At 60.7% G+C, this 17,458-nt stretch carries 14 protein-coding genes and 2 pseudogenes; 3 read left to right on the top strand and 13 right to left on the bottom strand.

What is annotated here, in order from left to right:
- Positions 1-10 precede the first annotated feature (10 nt).
- From KIP88_RS38525 to KIP88_RS38540, 4 genes are all read right to left on the bottom strand, one after another.
- Positions 11-676, bottom strand: a complete 666-nt coding sequence (locus KIP88_RS38525) for a 2OG-Fe(II) oxygenase (protein WP_214493402.1) — start codon at positions 674-676, stop codon at positions 11-13.
- A 37-nt stretch (positions 677-713) separates the two neighbouring features.
- Complete coding sequence (locus KIP88_RS47955) at positions 714-1,397, bottom strand: GFA family protein (protein WP_308163737.1); 684 nt, start codon at positions 1,395-1,397, stop codon at positions 714-716.
- Positions 1,398-2,157: 760 nt separating this feature from the next.
- Positions 2,158-2,904 (bottom strand): hypothetical protein, encoded by a 747-nt coding sequence (locus KIP88_RS38535; protein WP_214493404.1) that lies wholly within the window; start codon positions 2,902-2,904, stop codon positions 2,158-2,160.
- 683 nt (positions 2,905-3,587) lie between these two features.
- Complete coding sequence (locus KIP88_RS38540) at positions 3,588-3,881, bottom strand: hypothetical protein (RefSeq protein WP_214493405.1); 294 nt, start codon at positions 3,879-3,881, stop codon at positions 3,588-3,590.
- Positions 3,882-4,397: 516 nt separating this feature from the next.
- Between KIP88_RS38540 and KIP88_RS48635 the strand changes: the two are divergent.
- The 3 genes and pseudogenes from KIP88_RS48635 to KIP88_RS38555 all read left to right on the top strand — a co-directional run.
- A pseudogene (locus KIP88_RS48635) lies at positions 4,398-4,694 on the top strand (class I SAM-dependent methyltransferase); the annotation flags it as partial.
- A 298-nt stretch (positions 4,695-4,992) separates the two neighbouring features.
- Positions 4,993-5,856, top strand: a complete 864-nt coding sequence (locus KIP88_RS38550) for a carbohydrate ABC transporter permease (RefSeq protein WP_214493426.1) — start codon at positions 4,993-4,995, stop codon at positions 5,854-5,856.
- 49 nt (positions 5,857-5,905) lie between these two features.
- Positions 5,906-6,748, top strand: a complete 843-nt coding sequence (locus tag KIP88_RS38555; protein WP_374226564.1) for a carbohydrate ABC transporter permease — start codon at positions 5,906-5,908, stop codon at positions 6,746-6,748.
- A 61-nt stretch (positions 6,749-6,809) separates the two neighbouring features.
- On the opposite strand, the gene KIP88_RS38560 is transcribed toward KIP88_RS38555, so the two are convergent.
- From KIP88_RS38560 to KIP88_RS38600, 9 genes and pseudogenes are all read right to left on the bottom strand, one after another.
- Complete coding sequence (locus KIP88_RS38560) at positions 6,810-7,640, bottom strand: energy transducer TonB (protein WP_214493407.1); 831 nt, start codon at positions 7,638-7,640, stop codon at positions 6,810-6,812.
- A 5-nt stretch (positions 7,641-7,645) separates the two neighbouring features.
- Complete coding sequence (gene exbD / locus KIP88_RS38565; RefSeq protein ID WP_214493408.1) at positions 7,646-8,086, bottom strand: TonB system transport protein ExbD; 441 nt, start codon at positions 8,084-8,086, stop codon at positions 7,646-7,648.
- Between the two features lie 18 nt (positions 8,087-8,104).
- A complete protein-coding gene (gene exbB, locus KIP88_RS38570) occupies positions 8,105-8,866 on the bottom strand; it encodes a tonB-system energizer ExbB (protein WP_214493427.1) in 762 nt (253 codons plus the stop codon).
- A 56-nt stretch (positions 8,867-8,922) separates the two neighbouring features.
- On the bottom strand, positions 8,923-9,438 hold the full coding sequence (gene hutX, locus KIP88_RS38575) for a heme utilization cystosolic carrier protein HutX (RefSeq protein ID WP_214493409.1): 516 nt from the start codon (positions 9,436-9,438) through the stop codon (positions 8,923-8,925).
- A gap of 12 nt (positions 9,439-9,450) precedes the next feature.
- Positions 9,451-9,786 (bottom strand): antibiotic biosynthesis monooxygenase, encoded by a 336-nt coding sequence (locus KIP88_RS38580; RefSeq protein WP_214493410.1) that lies wholly within the window; start codon positions 9,784-9,786, stop codon positions 9,451-9,453.
- Between the two features lie 379 nt (positions 9,787-10,165).
- Complete coding sequence (locus tag KIP88_RS38585; RefSeq protein WP_108521566.1) at positions 10,166-11,008, bottom strand: electron transfer flavoprotein subunit beta/FixA family protein; 843 nt, start codon at positions 11,006-11,008, stop codon at positions 10,166-10,168.
- Between the two features lie 765 nt (positions 11,009-11,773).
- Positions 11,774-13,597 (bottom strand): nif-specific transcriptional activator NifA, encoded by a 1,824-nt coding sequence (nifA, locus tag KIP88_RS38590; protein ID WP_214493411.1) that lies wholly within the window; start codon positions 13,595-13,597, stop codon positions 11,774-11,776.
- A 231-nt stretch (positions 13,598-13,828) separates the two neighbouring features.
- Positions 13,829-14,598: pseudogene (locus KIP88_RS38595) on the bottom strand (SDR family NAD(P)-dependent oxidoreductase).
- 734 nt (positions 14,599-15,332) lie between these two features.
- Positions 15,333-17,168, bottom strand: a complete 1,836-nt coding sequence (locus KIP88_RS38600; protein ID WP_214493412.1) for an NEL-type E3 ubiquitin ligase domain-containing protein — start codon at positions 17,166-17,168, stop codon at positions 15,333-15,335.
- Positions 17,169-17,458 lie beyond the last annotated feature (290 nt).

Genomic DNA, 17,458 nt, shown 5'->3' on the forward strand with positions numbered 1-17,458 from the left:
CTAGCCGACCTCATGCGCGAGCGGCAGGGTTTTCGATTATCCTGCGGTTCGCACCGCCGTATTTTGAACAAAAGTAGACGAGTGACCGACGCTCCCCGGCGAACACCTGCCTTACTTCATGCCGGAACGTACATGTGGTGATCAGTACGGTTCCTAAAGGTGGGCGAAACATTTGAAGTTTACGGTCGGTAGGATATACGACGAACTCACCGCCCTCAAAATCTGTCGCTAGCTGAACAATCACAGAATACTCGAAGTCGGGGTCGCTCTCAGCATCCAAATGGATGCCAATGAAGGACCCAGGCGGCATGCGATGCATTTGGCATCGGCGAATGACGTATTCTGATGACGCTCCGAAGATCTTCCTGAGCGCGGAGACCCGCTCTGTCCTTTCAAGTAGTTCGATGATCTGCGCTGAAGCTGTACCATTCACGTTGCTAGGATTACGGCCGGCGTGATCCAGCCGCACTCGTCTTACAAAAACATTGTGAGAATCGCCGGCATCTCCCTTCTGAACCTCTTCTTCGGGAATATCGGACTGCAACTGATCGATCCTCGTCAACTCATCTTTGGTGAACAGCGTCTCGGGGGCAATCAGGACCGTACCTTTATCTGCCAGCTCTGAGCGGTACTTCGCGAGGGCATCTTCTGAAAGCAGACCAAGTTTATCACTCATTGTTCGCGCCTTTCGGATTCACTCAAATTCGACTCTTCTAATCCGCCTGCAACGAGCGGATCGCCAGATCCCAATTCTCGCCGTCGAAATCATCTATTCTTATGCTTTCGATCGTCGTTTTATCTAGGCATCGAACATTTACGCTGAATCCTGAAGGATTCGATCGCGGCCGATAAAATGGCTTTACGCCGCAAACCCGACAAAACGTATGCCGAGCGATGTTCTTATTGAACTGATATGTAGTGAGGAGTTCTTCGCCGCAGTCAATCCTGAGCTTGTCGTCAGCAACGAGCATGTGCAAAAATCCGGACATTTGGCAGATTGAGCAATTGCACTTCACTGCAGAAATCTCTGCTGGCGCTCGTACGTAGAACTTGACAGCCCCACAGTGACAGCGGCCACTGTGTTCAACCTCCGGCCGACCATCTCCGTCACGCGAATCAATTCCGACTAGATTGCGGCACCACTCTAAGCTGAGACCATACGCGTGGTCGAATTCATCCAAGAAACGGCTACTGCAGTCGGCAGGGACCAGCTCGCTAATGAGCCTGCTTGTCATCTCTCCGTGATATTTCTCCGCAGGATCCTCGCCGCCGACATGGACCTGGAAATACTCAAGATCATCAGTCCGAGCATCAAAGGTTCTGACTAAAGTGGTCCAAAGCGCCTGGATCATTTCCGCAGCATGTAGCTCAAAGGCAACCATGTAGGCGCAGCGCACTATGGGGTCTCTCGACGACAAGCCATGATATAGCGCACGCAGGTACCGGCTCGTTGTGGTACTGTAGTTAGGCTGTATTGCTCGGCCAAGTAGGCGCGACGCATCTGTTCTAAAGAGCTTTGAGTGGAAGTTTTCTGTGTCCAGAATACTGGGTAGCGCAGCGTTGCCGCCTTGGAGAACCCGACTGTGACCTCCCGTTTCATCCCAGCAGATAAAATTTGCGACCACACTGGTCAACTCAACGTCCCTCGGGAGGTCTCGATTGCGACGTATTGCGTCGAATATGAGATCCTTTTGCGATCCCGCCTGCAGGTGCGGGAACGCTTGCGACATCGCTAAGTATTCAGGTAGTAGACTGGCAACCTGATCTTTGGACATCTCCGCAGCGAACGGATGGGGGACAAGCAGAGCCCGGGCTCGCCGAGCCAAGTGCTCGCCAACTGGTATCTCTGAAGGTTGATGCAGTTTAGAGGAAGAAGCTTGGGATAACGTCATTCGAACCCGGGTATGCAGAGAGAGAGAGATTTTCTTGGCCTAGACCTAGGACCGCCAACCGATACCAGTTCCCCCGGATCGAGAGACGAGTTCATTTTCCTGCAAAGAGGCATCACTTCGTCTTGAAGGCTCTCGATCTTGTCGATCCATCTAGTATCCTCCGGCTTCGGGTAGACTTTGGTGCGATAGTGCTTTGCTCAACTTATTTGTTCACGGATGTGTGGATTTTCTTGCTCCAAATGATTCCGTCGTCTCGCAGGCGTGCTCATTGGTTTCTCGATTGTGAGCTGTAGTTCCTACCGGGGTCGGTTCGCTTGCGCGAGATCAAAGCCAATTCCACGATGATTTCGTAGAGTGGGTTGGAGCGAGTGCCTGGGCTCCGCACCTGCGCTATTGTGGTTGCGAGGTCAAGCACACGGGCTTTCGCTTTTTGCGCCTGACCAGCACTCAATACCAAAGGGAAGATATGCGCGCCTTCACTTTCGCCTGCCCGATCACCAACATGACGGTTCAGAAGTGGCTCGATGCTGATGCCGAGGCGACGGAACGAGAATTTCAAGGCCTTGTCTGCCCTGCTTGTTCGCAGTTGCACTTCATAAGTCGCAAGACTGGAAAACTGCTGGGGCAGAAAGAAAAATGACATCGCCTCACAATTCTGAAGCGTTGACTTGTGTCCTTTTCCGGCTCTAGCGGTCACTTCCTTCTCCGCCCAGGAGCCTCGACGGGGCGCTAATGTAGGAGAGAGCGTCAGCCAGCTGTTACAAGCCCGCCGCTCCTGCGTGTAGCGCAGCCCCTGCAAGCGCTGAGCGGCCCACCCGATAGCCTTGTATATCTGAGCCAGCTTCAGGTGCTCTCGTCGGGCATTGCTGTCAGGCGCGATCTGAGCGAGTGATCGGCATTTGTCCAATGCGGCGGTGGTACGACACGCGGGGGCTTGCTTGCACACCGGCCCTTCCCGTCCAAAAAGCCGCGCTTGCCTGCGATCACCCCGGAGCAAGGCAGGGATTTCCATTTCAGCCTCCTGCCAGCGCCAACAGCCGTGCGAGGTAGGTCGGTGGGGTCACCTTCATTTCTCTCTCCATGTTGTCGTTCGGTCCGTGTCCGGTTGGAGACGCCAAGTCGGAAACCTGACAAAGTGGCACTCTCATTCCAGCGCCCCGTCGTCCGGACGCAGGTCCTTTTGCTCACGTCAAGCAAGGCTCGCACCAATTCTCGCGACCGGCACCCCGATTGCTGTGATGACATGCAAGGAAGCCGCAGCTGTTGCGCGGATCGGACATAGTCTGCGCACCGGAGCCTGAGCCATGCAGTCAAAGTTGGACTAATAATCTCGCTGCTATCTGTAGTTGTGTTCAACAGGAAGTTGGCCTGGCGAATTCGCAGGCGTCACGACCCCCGATCCTATTGACTCGTTGCAACTCCGCTTCCCTGTTTTGGCGTAGGAACGACATGTCTCGCCATGAGCTGCAGTGATCAGCAGACGCGTTCGTACCGGATCGGCATCTATTGGCACATGGCCTCGAGACGGCCGCTGGAGCACGGCAGCGTCGGCGGCCAACGACAGCATCATTGGATCGCGTGCCGCGAGCCGCATCACACCAGGTGATGCTCCGATACTGTGCGCTTAGGTAGGTCGCCATAGGGCACATTTATCCTCAAGGAACGATCTGAATTCGGCGCGTGAGCGGACCGTAGTCAGTTGAGGCTGGCCTTGTCGTATTCAGCCGCGTCCGGTTGGAGACGATGATGAGCGGAACCCGACAGTAGAATGCAACTCTTCCTCCAGCGCGCCGCGAAGCACCTGGTTATGCCCTTTTTCAAGCAAGGCTCGCACAATGTCTTTTGCGGCACGCCGATTGCTGGGAGACGGGCAGGATCGATTACGTCCATCGCAGTTTCGGAGGCACCGAGCCCGGAGTTCAGATGAAACTTGCTCGATTGATTCGAATCGATGCCATAGACGCCGCACGCTTGAGTGATGGTCGCCAATTCAGGCTTCGCCCGTCCGTCGCTGGGTGCCCGCGTGGCGTTTGCCCAGGAGCGGCTTTGGTTCTTGTCGGAGGGCGGGAGAGACGCCGCGACATCAAGATGGGTTTGCGCTGACGGAGCTCGACAAGGTTGCGCTGCATTCGACCTGGGATGGCCACCTTCGTCGAGTTGATTTGCTCAATACTCTTGGCACGTACAGGAGGAGCTGAAATGCGAGCGCTACATGTTGATCATCGTGCGGACCTTTCTCGCGCGTTGCAACGAGCGCTCCTGGATTGCGCTTTTGGCGTTCACGCCCTGCAAGCGCCCACTTCCTTGTGAACTCCCAAATCCCGAGACCACGCTCATGCGCAAGGTTCGCGCCAATATACCGTATAAGTAAGGAAAAGAGAGGTGTCCTCATGTCCAAAAACAATGCGGGCCAATTGAATGAACTTGCCACTCTATATGAAGACACCGTTCACTGGCCCTTTCGAAAAGAGATCGAAATTCCAAGCGTATTACTGGCTATTGGTGATGTTGAGGGTCTCTCAGTCCTCGACTTCGGGTGCGGCACGGGGGATGTATTCCCGCTGGCTAAAGCAACGCGGCGCGGGCCGGGTTGTAGGATACGATCCGACGAAAGGCATGCTCAACTACGCGCGGCGTCGGGCGGAGAAGGAGTCTCCGGGCATCTCCTTCGTCACTCGTCTCAGCGCCGATTTGATAGGTCAATTCGACCTGGTTCTTGCCGTGCATGTGCTGCAATACGCTAGCAGCGGACCTGAGCTGCAAGATATGTGCGCCAACATGGTCGGTCTGTTACGTCCTGGCGGGCGCTTGCTGACACTGGCGATTCACCCATCTTACGATCCACGTCGGAACTATTACGAACGCTATGGCCTCAGGCTCAGCGCCGATGATCTTCAGAAACCATATGTCGATGGTGGAGGTGTAAGGATACGACTCTGCAAAAACGGAAAGCAGGGCAGCGTCTTCGCATCGTATTGGTCCGCTGCTTCTTTGGAGCGGGCGTTAGGGCAAGCCGGCCTCCGATCGTTGAAGTGGCGGGAACTGGATGCCCCAGAATGCGCCGCTTTCGTCGGCGTAGGAAAAGAATTCACTGATCGTGATGTGCCTGGCGCCCGCGATCGGGCTGCTCGCGGTATTCCTCACCTATCCGCTGGGCCTCGGCGTCTGGCTCGCCTTCACCGACACCACGATCGGCCAGCGCGGCATTTTCATCGGCCTGGAGAATTTCCAGTATCTCTGGAGCGATCCCCTGTGGTGGAACGCGGTGTTCTACAGCGTGTTCTACACGGGCGTAGCGACCTTCGGGAAATTCGCGCTCGGCTTCTGGCTGGCGCTGCTCCTCAACAACCATTTTCCGCTCAAGAGCCTGTTGCGCGCCATCGTGCTGCTGCCGTTGATCGTGCCGACGGTGCTGTCGGCACTGGCGTTCTGGTGGATCTACGATCCGCAGTTTTCGATCATCTCCTATCTGCTGGTCGACGTGCTGCACATCCGCACCACCTATATCGACTTCCTCGGCACGCCCTGGCCGGCGCGCTTCTCGCTGATCGTGGCCAACATCTGGCGCGGCATCCCCTTCGGGGCGATCTCGCTCCTGGCAGGCCTGCAGACCATCTATCCCTCGGTCTATGAGGCGGCGATGCTGGACGGCGCCAGCGCCTGGCAGCGCTTCCGCTACATTACCTTCCCGATGATGATGCCGATCCACGCGATTGTGATGACGTTCTCGATCATCTTCACCTTTACGGATTTCCAGCTGGTCTACGCCATCACCCGCGGCGGGCCGGTCAACTCCATGCATCTTTTGGCGACGCTCGCTTTTCAGCGCGGCATCGCCGGCGGCGAGCTCGGCGAGGGCGCGGCGATCGCGGTGTCGATGATCCCGTTCCTGGTGTTCGCGACACTGTTCAGCTACTTCGGCCTCGCGCGCCGCAAATGGCAGCAGGGAGAAGCCAATGACTGACTTAGCCGCCCAGCAATCGACCAACGTCGGCAGCACCACGCCCGATACGATGGCGTGGGATTCGCGGGCGCGGCGGGTGATGATGATCTATCTGCCGCCGTCCTGCTTCGTGCTGATCCTGCTGTTCCCGTTCTACTGGATGGCGATCACCTCGTTCAAGCCGAACGCCGAGCTTCTGAACTTCAAGGAGCACAATCCGTTCTGGATCTCCTCGCCGACGCTCGCCCATATCAAGCATTTGCTGTTCAATACCGCCTATCCGACCTGGCTCAAGACGACGATGTTCGTGGCGATTGGCTCCACCTTCCTGTCGCTGTTTGCCTCGACGCTCGCTGCCTACGCGATCGAGCGCCTCCGCTTCCGCGGCAGTCCCTATGTGGGGCTCGGCATCTATCTCGCCTATCTGGTGCCGCCTTCGATCCTGTTCATCCCACTGGCCACCGTGATCGTGCAATTCGGCTTGTTCGACTCGCCGATAGCGCTGATCCTGGTGTATCCGACCTTCCTGGTGCCGTTCTGCACCTGGCTCCTGATCGGCTATTTCAAGTCGATCCCGTATGAGCTGGAGGAATGCGCGCTGGTGGACGGCGCCACACGGCTGCAGATCCTGCGGCGGATCACGCTGCCGCTCGCCGTGCCCGGCCTGATCTCGGCCGGCATCTTCTCCTTTACGCTGTCGTGGAACGAGTTCATCTACGCGCTCGCCTTCATCCAGAGCGGCGCCAACAAGACGGTGCCGGTCGCGATCCTGACCGAGCTCGTCACCGGCGACGTCTACCAGTGGGGCGCGCTGATGGCGGGCTCGCTGCTCGGCTCGCTGCCAGTCGCGCTGTTTTATTCGCTGTTCGTGGATTACTACGTGTCGTCGCTGACAGGGGCGGTGAAGGAATGAGCTATCGACGTTTGAAGTGGTTCTATTCCCTCTCCCCGTTCTTACGGGGCGAGGTGGAGACCTACCGGATATAGAACGCCACGGGCGCGCTGAACGGCATCGAAGCCTGCTTCACCTTGGCAGGGAACGCGGGAAACGGCTGGGCGCGGCGCACCATCGCCAGCGTCTCGGCGTCCAGCGCCGCATGGCCGGACGAGCCGCCGAGGCCGACGGAAAGCACCGCGCCGCTTCGGCTGAGCGTGAAGCTGACGCGGGCGGTGCCCTGCTGGCCTGCGGCCTTGGCGGCGGGCGGGTATTGCTTGAAGCGTTGCAGATGCGCGGCGACCATCTGTCGGTAGGAAGCAAGGGCGGTCGTCGATGCGCCGGCGTTGGCGGCGGACACGGCCGGCGCCTGGCGCTCGGCCTTGGGCGAGGCCGTTGTTCGCGGCGCAGGCGGCGCGTCGGAAGGCTTCTTCGCGTCGCGGCGAACCACTTTCGGTTTTACCGGCGACGGCTTTTTCTCAGGCTCGGCCTTGACGGGCTCCGGCTTCGGCGGGGTCGGCTCGGTCTTCTGCTCCGGCGGGGCTACGACATCAGGCTTCTCCCGCGGCGGTGTCGGCGCAATCTGTTCCTGCACGGCTTCCGCAGCCGCGGGCTCCGGCGGCGAAGCATCGGCCTGCTGCATGACGGGTCCCGGCGCGAGATCCATTTGCGTCGGTTGCGGCGCGGAGGAAACCGGCGCCATGTCGACCATGATCGCCGGCAGGGAAACGCCGGGCACCGGCCGCTGGGTGTACCAGTTCAACGCCAACGCGATCAGCGCGGCATGCGCAGCCGCGATCGCAAAGGCCGACGCGCCCCAGCGCCGGACGGCGGCCTGATCGGAAACCTCGTGCAGCGCAAACGCGTTCATGGCGGTCAGCTTCGCCCGTCGAGACCGACCAGCGCGATCTTGAGATAGCCGGCATTCCGCAGCAGGTTCATCACCTCCATCAGGTCGCCATAGCTGACGGCCTTGTCGGCACGCAGATAGATGCGCTCGTCCTTCTTCCCGTTCGTGGCGCTGTCGAGCGTTGAGGTCAGCGTGTCGCGCGCGATCACGTCCTCGCCGACCGCGACTGAAAGATCCGGCTTCACGGTGACGAATACCGGCTTGTCCGGGCGCGGCTGTGGCTCGACTGCGCTCGCCGGGAGATCGACGCCGAGATCGACGGTAGCAAGCGGGGCTGCGACCATGAAGATGATCAGGAGCACCAGCATCACATCGATGAACGGCGTGACGTTGATCTCGTGAGCCTCGACAAGATCGTCGCCGCCGCGCGTCCGTCCGCCGATTGCCTGACCGAGCTTTGCGCCCATCGCTTTACACTCCGTCGTTTACTCGGCGGCGCGCGCGAGGCGGAACGAGCCGCGGTCGCCCTCCCGCCTGATCAGCAGCAGCACCATCGCCGAGGCGTCGCCGAGCAGCGCGCGGTGGGCCGCGATGGTGCGGGTGAGATGATTGTAGATCACGACTGCCGGAATTGCCGCCACCAGACCCAGCGCGGTTGCGAGCAAGGCCTCGGCGATGCCGGGAGCAACGACGGCGAGATTGGTGGTGTGGGCCTCGGAAATGCCGATGAACGAATTCATGATACCCCAGACCGTTCCGAACAGGCCGACGAACGGCGCGGTGGCGCCGATGGTCGCGAGCACGCCGGTGCCGCGCGCGATCTGCCGCGACATCGCGGCCTCGACCCGCTCCAGCCGCAGCGCGACGCGCTCCTTGAGGCCGTCGTCAAAATGGCCGCCGGAGAGGCTGGCCTCGCGCGCGGCGGACTGGATGATCTGCGCCACGGCATCGTGGCCGCCGCGGCTTTCCTGCTCGGCCTTGGCCAGCACCGTATCGGTTTCCAGCAGGCTCAGGCGCCGCCTGGCGGTCGCCGTCTTGCGGCGGACTTCAATGGTCTTGGCAAGCCAGATCGTCCACGTCACCAGCGAGGCGAAGGCAAGCCCCACCATGACCGCCTGCACCACGATGTCGGCATTCACAAACATGTTCCAGGGCGACAGGTTGCGCGGCAGCAGCGCGACGTCGGTGGCAGCCAGCGCCGTACCCGGCAAGGCGGCCACACCGGCCGCGCCACACCAACGGGTCATAACATCCAGCACTGTTCGCTGCATGATCGTCTCCCGGGGCTGACAATGCGGATCGGCTACGCCGCGCGGGCGGGCGCGATCCTCTCGCTAAGCGCGTGAAAGCGCTGCAACTGGTCGCCGCGCAGCGCGCGCGTCTCGTCGCGGCCGACGAACACCTTGAACATGATGCCGCCGTCGACATTGATGAAGGCGATGAAGGCCGACGACTTGCCCATGAAGGGACGCTCGACAAAGGCGATGGCCGCGCAGCGCTCGTGCCGGAGATGGCCGTGCAATCCCTTCGGCTGCATCAGGTTGAAATAGCCGCGTCCGACCTCGCCCGCCGGGATCGAGCCCGTGAATTCGAAGATCGCATCGTCGGTATGGACGATCAGCGTCACCTCGCCCCATTGCGCGACATCGTTCATGGCAGCGCCAAATTCGCCGCCGGCGCCGATGCGCACCATCGATTCAGGCATCGCCTCCAGAACGGCGCGCGGGCTCACTTTCCGCTCCCGCGCCACGTCCTCGATGACAGCGCCTGGGTTCTCCGCCATATGGGCCTTGAGGCCGGCAAAGTCCGTGCTCGACATCGCACCCTCCCCTTACGCGGCGGCGCTGGATTTGCGCTCGCTCAGGATCACGTCGAATCCCTCGAACTTGGGATGGCCGAGATAGAGGCTTTCGCCGGTCTTGTTGTCGGCGCGGGCGTGCGCCCGGCGGAACTCGTCTGATTTGGTCCAGGCTTCGAAGGCAGCCTTGTCGACCCAGGCCGTATGCGAGGAATACAGCGTGTGGTCCTCGGCGACGGGGCCCTTGAGCAGGTTAAACTCGACGAAGCCGGCCATGCTGCTGAGATAGGATTCGCGCGTGCGCCAGACCGTCTCGAAGGCCGCTTCAGAGCCAATCTTCACCTGGAACCGGTTCATTGCGATAAACATTTCAAAATCTCCTTGCTGGGGTGCTGGGGTGTGCCTGGCGTACCGTTTGAGTGGGTTGGAAACATGGATGCACCGAAGCCGCGCTGGAGCATCAGCGCGGCCTGGTACGGTTAGAGGCGATGGTCTGGCGCTGCGTGTCGCCTCGCCCTCCCGACCGATCACGACCGCCGCGAGATCAATCTTCCGCTTCTCGGCGAGCCGGCGGCCCGCGCCCATCAGCTTCCAGGAGATTGGATGCACCTGCCCGCGCTCCTGTTCGATGAAGACCCAGACATGCTTGTCAGCGTTGAATGCCCCGGCAGCGCCTTCTTGGCGGCACGCCGTTGCGCAGGGAACGCGGGAGCTCCTATCACATCGCTCATCGCCAAGACCCTTCAGATCAGGCATCGCGGGCTAGCGCCGCAAGATCGGTTTCAAGCTTGGGCTGGTGGTTGAAGATGGCGTCGATCAATGCTTGCGCCGGCTGCTCGGCGGCCTCTACCAGCACCGCCTTCTCAGCACGCGCGGACGGCGCGAAGACACGCTTGACGACGGTCGGCGAGCCCTTGAGACCGCATTTGGAGATGTCCTCGACACCGGCCTCCTGCGCACTCCATTTCACGATCGGCGCCCGGGCGGCACGCAATGCATCGGCCATGGCGCCGCGGCGAATCTGGTTGGTTGCCTCCAGCATGGTGATGAGACACGGCAGCCTGGTGCGAAGGACCTGGACGCCACCTTCGGAGCGCCGTTCCGTTTCAATTGTGCGTGCGGTGAGATCCAGGGCCCTGATCTTTGCGACGTAGGTAAGCTGCAGCACACCGAGCCGCTTCGCGACGCCGGGCCCAACCTGCGCGGTGTCGCCGTCGATGGTCTGCTTACCGGTGAAGATGAGGTCCGGCGGGCCATATTCCTTGCCGATTTTGCGGATGGCGGTCGCCAGCGCGTAAGTCGTTGCCAACGTATCGGCGCCCGCAAAGCAGCGGTCGGTGAGCAGTACGGCGCGATCGGCGCCAAAGGTCAGCGCTCTGCGTAATGAGTCCTCGGCTGATGACGGCCCCATTGTAAGGACGGTGATCTCGCCGCCGAACTTATCGCGCAGCTCCAACGCGGCCTCGAGCGCGAAGAGGTCGTATGGATTAATGATGGTCGGCACGCCCTGACGCATGATCGTGTTGGTCACGGGGTGCACGCGGATCTGCGCGGAGTCGGGAACCTGCTTGATGCAGACGACGTTGTGCATGTGCTTCTCCAGACGTTGCAACGGCTGGCGAAGAGAACAGCAAGTGTCGTACCATTGCGCGAATTTCAAAATCAGGCAGCAATACAATGGCCTTTGGGAAGCGTCATGTCACTGTAGCCTGACGTTCGCCGGCGGAATTGCGACATTCGTCCTGACTACGACAGCTCGGTTCGCGCGGCGTGATTTGTCGTTGATCTGGATCAAGGAGAGCGGCTCAAAACGGGATGCGCTTTGCTCGAGTCGATCCATACGGGATCCCGAGTCTCCGCAGCGGCCGCTGCGCTCACGAGAGAGCGTAAGCCCTGAGCCGACTTGCACTGGACGATGCTTCGCATCGCTAGGAGCAAGACCAGCGCCGCAATAAGCTTGCGGCGCCTGCGACCGCTTGGCACACGGCGGTCCCTTCGCGCGCAGGCCCGCATCGCGCAGCGGTCGCTGCATATGACGCCGGGCAAATTGAACGAGGTCGAACACCCGATGGTCTCGCTGACTATATCCGGCGTGAGCTAATGGTCGATGGCGACACGGCCAACGAATTCGCGATGACAGCGCCGCGTTCGCACGACCGTTGCGGGCATGGGACCGCCGGTGGTCGCGCGGGCTGATCTCGAGGATGACAAAATCGGGCCAACGCGGGGGTCGCAGCCGATCGTGATCGGGTCCAAGTCCGCGCCAAACCAACCAAGCCTCTATTTCTGTTTCTCCAGCTATTCGCCCCAACGGCGATGGTCACGGCCCCGACATACCCCAAGTCCGACACTCCTTTCAGAAGTGCTTGATCTCGATGCCATATTTCCTCAGGGCGTAGCCAATCTGGCGCGGCGTAAGTCCAAGCAGGCGCGCCGCCTTCGCCTGCACCCAGCCGGATCTTTCCATGGCCGCGATGACACGCTCGCGATCTGTCATCTTCGCACCACCTACGAGGGCTGCGCCGACTGGCGCTAGCGGAGCCAGCTCGCTGCCGAAAGGCGGGACCGATGTAGCAGCCTCGGCCGGCGATGTGGCCGGCTTGGCGGGCACTGGTACGATCGGCCCCTGCTGCAGGGGCATCTCGTCCGATCCGCTCTTCCACAGCATCGCGGAAAGGCACTGGCCGTGGCAGCAGGCAAAGTCGTCTCTCACGATCGATGGTCCCGGTGCCAGAGTCGCGGTCCGCTGCACGCAATTCTCAAGCTCGCGGACATTTCCGGGAAAACCGCAGTTCATCAGTACTTCAATCGCACTCGTATCGAAGGTGAGCGTACGGCCGTTCTCGCTGTTGAAATTCCTGAGAAACTTGGTGGCGAGGAGCGGGATATCACCGCGCCTTTCGCGCAACGGCGGCAGCAGCAAGGGAACCACGCTGATGCGATAATAGAGGTCGGCGCGGAACTCGTTCCTTGCCACCGCCTCTTCCAGGTTCTTATTCGTCGCGGCAATCACGCGAACATCGACCTTAATGGTCTGGTTGCCGCCGACGCGCTCGAATTCCTGCTCCTGCAGCACGCGCAGTAGCTTTGCCTGGAACGAGGCCGATATCTCGCCGATCTCGTCCAGAAATAGCGTCCCCTTGTCGGCGAGCTCGAAGCGACCCTTGCGCGTACTGAACGCGCCGGTAAAGGCACCCTTCTCATGACCGAACAATTCGGATTCCAGTACCGTCTCAGTCAGCGCCGCGCAATTGAGTTTTATGAAGGGCCGCTTGGCGCGCGCCGACCGCTCGTGAATGGCCTTGGCGACCAGCTCCTTTCCGGTACCGGACTCGCCGCGCAACAGCATCGTGCTGTTTGATTTGGCTACGACCGCGATCTTCTCGAGCAGCTTGCGCAGCGCCGGGCTGTCGCCAATAATCCCCTCGACATGAACCTTCTTGCGCTCCCGCGCAGGCTGCTTGAGCTCGGACAATTCCTTTTGCAGCCGGTCCTTCTCCGCCATCAATCGCTCGCGGTCACACGCGAACAGGCGATGCAGCGTCACTGTCTGCCCCACTAGATTGGCGATCATTGTGAGCAGCCGTACGTCGTAATCGAGCCGGGCGCTCGACGCGTTGTCCAGGATGCGGTCGATCGTCAGCGTGCCCACGACATTCGCATCGATGCGAATGGGAACGCCGATGAACGACACTCGCATGTCGTCGGAGGCCCCGAGCACCTCCTTGTCCGCAGCACTAAAGGCCGGATGCACTGCTACGTTTTCGGCGACGAGCGGCTTGTCCGACGTCACGATCTCGTCGATTGCCTTCTGCGGCAGGCGCATCCGGTAGCGCTCGTCGCTGCCTTCGCTCCAGCCGGCGCCCACGGTAATATCCGGCACGCCATCATCGTGGAACAGAGAGACGATGCCGTGCCGCATCTGCACAAACGATTGCAGAAGATCGACGACGTTGGCCAGCGTGACTTCCAGCCGGCAGGGGGCGGTGAGTACTTTCGATATTTCGAAGATCCCGATAATCGCGCTCTCGTACAACGGCACATCAGGTACCGCGTCGTCCGTCTCGGAGTTTGAGTTAGGCCTTTCGCGTACGGAAGGGATATGCAGCATGACGACGTCTCCGTTGTTATGACCATCCTCCCTGTCCTCCTGTTCGGATTTGCGAATATTGTGTTGCATGTCATCCTCGATCTCGCCGCCATTTTAGGATGACGCAAAAGATAACCTCTTATTATGGCACGATGGTAAAACTTACAGCGCGTTGAGCGCGGCATGACGGTAAACTTACAGTGCTTTGACTTGCTTATTATTCTCTGCTCTTCCGCACTTGTCGCTCGCATCCCGTGGGAACACGAATTCCATTGATGTAGATCAAATCAGCTGCGATTTGTTTGTTGCAGGTGCAGTCTATCACAGGTGTTGGCCACCATTGAGCGGCACCTCGGTGCCTGTGACATAACTTGCCGCATCCGAGCAAAGGAAGAAGATGACCTTCGCGACTTCTTCGGGTGTGCCCACTCGGCGCAGCGGAATATTTGGAAGGCGCGCTTCCGTGTTCGGCGACAAAATGTCTGTCTTGATCTCGCCGGGCGCAATCGCATTCACGCGAATGCCATGCGGTGCATAGTCGTACGCCATCTCGCGTGTGAGACACGCGAGCGCAGCTTTCGATGTCGCATAGGCAGAGCCGGCAAACGGGTGCACCCGCGAGCCTGCGATACGTTGACAATTGATCCGGTCGCTGCTTTCAGCTCGTCAAACAGGCCTTGCGCGAGCAGGATCGGCGCCACCAGATTGAGGTGGAACACCCTCATCCAGGTTTCGACTGACGTCGTCAAGGACGTCAGCCGTGCGCCATTCGGCGTCTTCGGTGAAATGCCGGCATTGTTGATCAATGCGTGCAATGGCGCGCCCGCGAGGCGCTCCTTGACCTCGGCGATGGCGCGCGCCAGCATCCGATGGTTGCTGAGGTCGACCTGGACATGGTTGTCGGCCCCTGACTCCCACGGGCAGCGCCCGCCATCGAACGGTCGGCGCGCGCAAGAAATGATGCGCCAGCCCGCTTCCGAAAACAGCTTTCCGGTGGCGTGACCAATGCCGCGCGACGCGCCGGTTAGCACCAACGTCTTCTGTTCTCCCTGCTGGATGCGGACTCTATCGGTGTGAAACGGACAGCCCACGTCGGTCGCGGACGGTGGACCGGCGACCGCTTCGTCATTTCTCAGATCGAGACTCAAACGCGCCTCCCATTCCCTTGCCCTCGACCGTGAACGCGATGCAGGATTTGGGCCAGTGCGATGCAGAGGAACGCTCGGACGTTTTTGCGGCCCAATGTCGCGTTCGCAACAGCTTGTCGGGTTCCACACATCATGCGCGTTTGCTTTCGGACAGTAGCAAACGCTGGTGCACAAGCCGATTTTCGAGTCTCGCATAACGTGCGCGGCACCCCCCATTTGGCTCCGCTCTTGCTCCATGGCCCTAATGCGCGCTGGTTTATCGAAAAATATTGTCAATGCGGTCGGGCAAGGTCCGTCAGCTAAATTGCTGCGCATATCAGAACCGCCGGCGAATTCGCTTAGTTCGCTCTCACACCGTTCGATGCGCTGGAATGAGGTATTGCTGTTGAGCAATCCGCCCCTCCTCTACCGGCCACGTCATTCCAATTCATCATTTCATGATCGAACTGGGTCTCACGACAGGTGGCAGCAAGCTCTCCCCTGCAGGCGTTTCTCGGCGGCCTATCGCCATCGCAGTCTTCATTGACCGTGGCGATATTGGGGCTCGCGGTCGGCTAGCTCGGCTTGCTGCTGCGGCGGCGGAGCTGCCAGGCAGGCATAGTTTCTCATCTCGAGCGCGCAATCGACCGCGGCGACGGCCGAAACAGCGATTGACAGCCCTCGCATGAACGGCCGCTTCACAGCTCGAGGCCGCGATCCGCGAGCACCTTGTGCATTACCGCGCTCTTGATCTCGCGGGCGATCTCGTTGCGGATCTCGGCTCCGAGCACCCGCTCGGCATCGGCATCGTCTGTCAAGCCATGCTCGGCGAGCCGTCTATTCAGGCGGCTGTCGAACTCCTCTCCCATCGCATCGATGAGCCGCTCCTGCATCACTGCATGGTCACCGGGGGCGATGCGTCTCACCACGCTCTCCCAAGGTTGCCAGCGCCTTGCCAGATAGTCCCCGAATCCCGTCGCCTCCTGGTCCCGCACCGATGTCGCGGCCATGGCAACGTCGTCTTCTGTCACGTGAGAGATGTTCAAGAAGCGCATGTCTGGGGCGACGTGCCGCAGCTCCAGGGGGGCGCGCAGCTGGGTCTGGTAGGCAAGATAGACCTCGATCTCGTCGATGTCGGCGTCCGGGTCGGCACGGCGGAGCGAGTTGACCGTCTCGCGCGCGATCCCGTCCAGCGCCTCCAAGCGGAACATCACACGGCCGTGTTGGAGCAATTCGTCGAGCCGCCCGTCATAGGCTCCGTCCTCGACATCAGCGTTCAGGCGTGCGGTCTGCATGCCGTTCCAGGCCAAAGTGATGCGATCCTCGCAGCTGTCGCTCGCTCCTAAAGCCTGCTCGAAATAGTGCTCGCGCAATCGCGGCCTGGCCGCCGCTTGCCGCAGATCCTCGGCCACCGCCTGCCGGAACGCCTCGTTGCCATAGTTCACCGTGCCACGGAGCCTGTCGAGGAAGCGTGCGTAGTCCTGGGCACCTGGCTCTTCGGCGAAGCGCTGCCAGGCGGCCACCGTCCCAGTATCGCCCTCGAGCCAGTGCGCGACAACCTCGTGCAGAGGCCGCGGCTCGACTTCCACCGCTTCCTCGGCCATAGACAAAAAGATCTGCGGGCCGGCATAGTCCCCGGCATGCATGGCTGTCGCCAGGTTGGTCAGTACCCCCTCGGGCAGCGGATTATTCTCCAGATCAACGCTGGACTCACGGCCCAGCTGCGTCAGCAGGGTCTCTGGCACGCTGGTCAGCTGGTTGTTGCTGGCGCCGAGCCATAGGAGCTCGGCGGGGACCATCCCGGGCAGGCTCGTCAGCTGGTTGTGGGTAACGCTAAGCCATTCGAGCTCGGCCGGGAGGGGCTCGGGCAGATTGGTCAGCTGATTGTAGTCGACGTTCAGGCGCTGGAGCCCGGCTGGAAGGTCGGGCAGACTGGTCAGCCGGTTGCCGCTGGCGTGGAGCTCCTGAAGCGTTGCCGGAAGGGTATCGGGAAGACTGGTCAGCTGGTTGTTGTCGACGTTCAGGCGCCGGAGCCCGGGCGGCAGGTCTGCGGGCAGGCTGGTCAGCCCGTTGCTGATGGCGTAGAGCCGCCGGAGCCCGGCTGGAAGGTCGGGCAAGCTGGTCAGCCGATTGTTGCTGGCGTACAGCCGCTGGAGATCGGCTGGAAGGTCAGGCAAGCTGGTCAGCTGATTGTTGTCGACGTTCAGGCGCTGGAGCTCGGGCGGGAGGGGCGCGGACAAGGCGGTCAGGGAAAGCGACGACAGATCCAGCGGCTCATCGACATCGCCTGCATCCCGCCAAGCCCTCGTTCGACTTACCGCCTCTTGCCGATCCTCGTCTTCGCCCTGCCCCTCTTCGGCAGCCGGACCCGCCAGGACCTGGTCCTGCGACGAGGCGGGGTGGGCGGCGGACGCCTCCGCCCCCCACAAGGCTTCGACCCACTGCGCCGCGGCCGGGGACCCTGGTTCGGAGGTTTCGGATTCGGAAGTCTCGGAAGGAGTGCCAGCGCCAAGCTGGGCCCGTTCTGCATTCATCGATGCGTCTCTTCGGTAGCCAAGTGAAGGAAATGCGCCGGAGCGGTGCTTCTCGAAGTCGGTAGCTCTCACCATGGATGGTGATCACCGACCGACGAAGCAGGCGATCACGGAGCGCGGTTAACACGCTGCGCCATTCGCCCACAGGGCAGTTGCAGCAAGACTAGTACGTCCGGACGGAATCTACGGTTAACGAAAGGGTTTAGGGTCGTTTCGTTAAAGCAATACATCCCCTTCTCCTCTGCAGCAGATCAAGCGGACCTCTCAGTCCAGATAGACAGTATCTCAAT

This window comes from Bradyrhizobium sp. SRL28, assembly GCF_018596315.1.
GTDB lineage: Bacteria > Pseudomonadota > Alphaproteobacteria > Rhizobiales > Xanthobacteraceae > Bradyrhizobium.

Bases quoted from the DNA above. Each gene is read 5' to 3' on its own strand.
- KIP88_RS38525 (WP_214493402.1), bottom strand. From the start codon at position 676: ATGAGTGATAAACTTGGTCTGCTTTCAGAAGATGCCCTCGCGAAGTAC.
- KIP88_RS38535 (WP_214493404.1), bottom strand. From the start codon at position 2,904: ATGGAAATCCCTGCCTTGCTCCGGGGTGATCGCAGGCAAGCGCGGCTT.
- KIP88_RS38550 (WP_214493426.1), top strand. From the start codon at position 4,993: ATGTGCCTGGCGCCCGCGATCGGGCTGCTCGCGGTATTCCTCACCTAT.
- KIP88_RS38555 (WP_374226564.1), top strand. From the start codon at position 5,906: ATGGCGTGGGATTCGCGGGCGCGGCGGGTGATGATGATCTATCTGCCG.
- KIP88_RS38560 (WP_214493407.1), bottom strand. From the start codon at position 7,640: ATGAACGCGTTTGCGCTGCACGAGGTTTCCGATCAGGCCGCCGTCCGG.
- exbD (WP_214493408.1), bottom strand. From the start codon at position 8,086: ATGGGCGCAAAGCTCGGTCAGGCAATCGGCGGACGGACGCGCGGCGGC.
- exbB (WP_214493427.1), bottom strand. From the start codon at position 8,866: ATGACCCGTTGGTGTGGCGCGGCCGGTGTGGCCGCCTTGCCGGGTACG.
- hutX (WP_214493409.1), bottom strand. From the start codon at position 9,438: ATGTCGAGCACGGACTTTGCCGGCCTCAAGGCCCATATGGCGGAGAAC.
- KIP88_RS38580 (WP_214493410.1), bottom strand. From the start codon at position 9,786: ATGTTTATCGCAATGAACCGGTTCCAGGTGAAGATTGGCTCTGAAGCG.
- KIP88_RS38585 (WP_108521566.1), bottom strand. From the start codon at position 11,008: ATGCACAACGTCGTCTGCATCAAGCAGGTTCCCGACTCCGCGCAGATC.
- nifA (WP_214493411.1), bottom strand. From the start codon at position 13,597: ATGCAACACAATATTCGCAAATCCGAACAGGAGGACAGGGAGGATGGT.
- KIP88_RS38600 (WP_214493412.1), bottom strand. From the start codon at position 17,168: ATGAATGCAGAACGGGCCCAGCTTGGCGCTGGCACTCCTTCCGAGACT.